The organism is Sphingopyxis sp. (assembly GCF_035250425.1).
GTDB lineage: Bacteria > Pseudomonadota > Alphaproteobacteria > Sphingomonadales > Sphingomonadaceae > Sphingopyxis.
On record NZ_DATFFD010000132.1, the window covers coordinates 1 to 3027 of the forward strand.

Annotated in this window: 2 protein-coding genes; one reads left to right on the top strand and one right to left on the bottom strand. The window is 63.6% G+C overall.

The features are described from left to right. The coding region (locus VJ811_RS07625; RefSeq protein WP_324071658.1) for a hypothetical protein at positions 1-233 on the top strand (233 nt) is incomplete at its 5' end. Between the two features lie 17 nt (positions 234-250). Here VJ811_RS07625 and gyrB read toward each other — a convergent pair. Next, the gene (gene gyrB / locus VJ811_RS07630; RefSeq protein WP_324071659.1) at positions 251-2827 is read right to left on the bottom strand and encodes a DNA topoisomerase (ATP-hydrolyzing) subunit B; all 2577 of its coding nucleotides are present in this window, start codon (positions 2825-2827) and stop codon (positions 251-253) included. Positions 2828-3027 lie beyond the last annotated feature (200 nt).

Sequence of the window (3027 nt, forward strand, 5' to 3'; positions counted from 1 at the left end):
TCGGTTTCTGTTTCATCGACAATGTCGGCGATCGGATTGTCGGTGACTTCGACTTCTTGCGCCGCGGCCGAGACCGTGAGCAGAACCGGCATCATCATGGCAGAAAAGACCCGCATGACATCATCCCCTTGTCAGAGGAGGCGCCAAAAGCAGCGGCGGCCCGCCAAGGCAAGACGCCGCGCGTTAAACTGAACATTATTTGCGTCCGGATGTGCGATTTGTTCGGTTTTTAACCGAATAATAACTGAATTTATACGTCCAGATTCGCCACCGACAGCGCGTTCGTCTGAATGAAATCGCGTCGCGGTTCGACTTCGTCGCCCATCAGCCGTTCGAAGATTTCATGCGCGACATCCGCTTGTTCGGCCTCGACGCGCAGCAGCGAGCGGTTCGACGGATCGAGCGTCGTTTCCCAAAGCTGTTCGGCATTCATCTCGCCCAGCCCCTTGTAGCGGCTGATCGCGAGCCCCTTGCGGCTATGTGCAAAGATGGCCTCGAGCAGTTCGGACGGCCGCGTGATCGGCGTGACCTTGCCGGCGGTCGCGGCGGGCAGATCGCTGTCGCTCGCTTCGGCGTCGTCTTCGGCCGCATCGGCGGCGGCCAGCGCGGCCGCCTCGGCGGCTTGAGCCGCGGCGCTGCTGCCCTTCACCAGACGGCCCGGATGGGCGTAGGTGTCGGCCTGTTCGCTCGCGAGCTTGTGCAGGCGGCGTGCTTCTTGGCTCGCGAGGAAGGCGGCGTCGATCGCGTGATGGTCGCTGACCCCGCGCCAGCGCTTTTCGAGCGTATAGCCGCCGTCCACCGCGACGATCGTCCATTTCGCCTCGGCACCCCCGGTGAGCGCACGTTCGGCGGCGTTGAGCCATTCGGCGGCGCGCACGCCCGCCGCGGTCCGTCCGGCGCTGTCGAGCTCGGGATCGAGCGCGCCGTTCAGCGCCAGCGCTTCGATGAGTTCATAATTATGGCCGCGCGGGACATAACGCATCAGCGCGCGCAGGCGCCGGCCATGCTCGATCAGGTCGCGCAGATCGGCACCCGATCGCGCGCCGCCGGTGGTCTCTAACATCAGCGCGTCGATGCCGCCGTCGACAAGATAATTTTCGAGCGCGGTATCGTCCTTGAGATAGACTTCGCTCCGCCCCTTCGCGACTTTATAGAGCGGCGGCTGGGCGATGTAGAGGTGGCCGCCCTCGATGATCTCGGGCATCTGGCGATAGAAGAAGGTGAGCAGCAAGGTGCGGATATGCGCGCCGTCGACGTCGGCGTCGGTCATGATGACGATCTTGTGATAGCGGAGTTTCTCGAGGTTGAACTCGTCGCGGATCCCGGTGCCGAGCGCCTGGATCAACGTCCCGACTTCCTTCGACGAGATGATGCGGTCGAAACGCGCGCGCTCGACGTTCAATATCTTGCCCTTCAGTGGCAGGATCGCCTGCACATGCCGATCGCGGCCCTGCTTCGCCGATCCGCCTGCCGAATCGCCCTCGACGAGGAAGAGTTCGCATTTGGTGGGGTCGCGTTCCTGGCAATCGGCGAGCTTGCCGGGCAGGCTCGCGATATCCATCGCACCCTTGCGCCGCGTCAGTTCGCGCGCCTTCTTCGCGGCTTCGCGCGCCGCGGCGGCGTCGATGACCTTCTGGATCACCGCCTTGGCGTAAGCGGGATTTTCCTCGAGCCATTCGGTCATCCGGTCGGCCATCAGGCTTTCGAGCGGCTGGCGCACCTCGGACGAGACGAGCTTGTCCTTGGTCTGCGACGAGAATTTCGGATCGGGCAGCTTGACCGAGACGATCGCGGTCAGCCCTTCGCGCATGTCCTCGCCGGTCAGCGAGACCTTCTCCTTTTTGAGGATGCCCGACTTGTCGCCATAGCCGTTCAATGTGCGCGTCAGCGCGGCGCGGAACGCCGCCAAGTGCGTGCCGCCGTCGCGCTGCGGGATGTTGTTCGTGAAGCAGAGGACATTTTCATAATAGCTGTCGTTCCACTCGAGCGCGACATCGATGCCGATGCCGTCGCGCTCGCTGCTGATCGCGATCGGATCGGGCAGCAGCGCGGTCTTGTTGCGGTCGAGATAGCGGACGAACGCGCCGATCCCGCCTTCGTAGAACAGATCGTGGCTCAGATGCTCGGCATGGCGTGCGTCGACCAGCTTGATGCGCACGCCCGAATTCAGGAAAGCGAGTTCGCGATAGCGGTGCTCGAGCTTTTCGAAATCGAATTCGAGGACGTTCTTGAACGTCTCGGTCGACGCCTGGAAGGTGACGCGCGTGCCCTTCTTGCCCGCTGGCGCAGGGCCGTTGACCTTGAGCGGGCCGACCGAATCGCCATGTTCGAAGCGCATCCAATGCTCTTCGCCGTCGCGCCAGATCGTGAGTTCGAGCCATTCGCTGAGTGCATTGACGACCGAGACGCCGACGCCGTGCAGGCCGCCCGACACCTTATAGGCATTGTCGTCGCTGGTATTCTCGAACTTCCCGCCCGCGTGGAGCTGGGTCATGATGACCTCGGCCGCCGAAATGCCTTCCTCGGCGTGGATGCCGGTCGGGATGCCGCGGCCATTGTCCTCGACGCTGACCGAGCCGTCGCTATTGAGCGTGATCAGCACGAGGTCGCAATGCCCCGCGAGCGCCTCGTCGATCGCATTGTCCGAAACCTCGAACACCATATGATGCAGGCCCGAGCCGTCGTCGGTGTCGCCGATATACATGCCCGGGCGCTTGCGGACCGCGTCGAGGCCCTTCAATACCTTGATCGAATCGGCGCCATAGGCGTTGCTGTTGGGCTGATTGGCGGGCGCGACCGGCGCCGTATTTTCTGGGGTGTCCGTCATAACGATTATATAGGGTCGCGGACCCGAAAACCCAAGCGAAAATGCGGCTCTTGCGCCCGCAGCGACGAGCGTTGCGCGCCCGCGCCGCGGCGGCTAGTTTCGCATCCATGAAACATCGCCCCACAACGCCGTTCGCCGCCCTTCTCATCGCCTCGCTCGCGGCGTGCAGCCAGCCCGCGCCGCCGGCCGACAACGCCCCT

What these genes read in the sequence shown, in the direction of transcription:
- gyrB (WP_324071659.1), bottom strand. Translation starts at nt 2,827, where the DNA reads ATGACGGACACCCCAGAAAATACGGCGCCGGTCGCGCCCGCCAATCAG.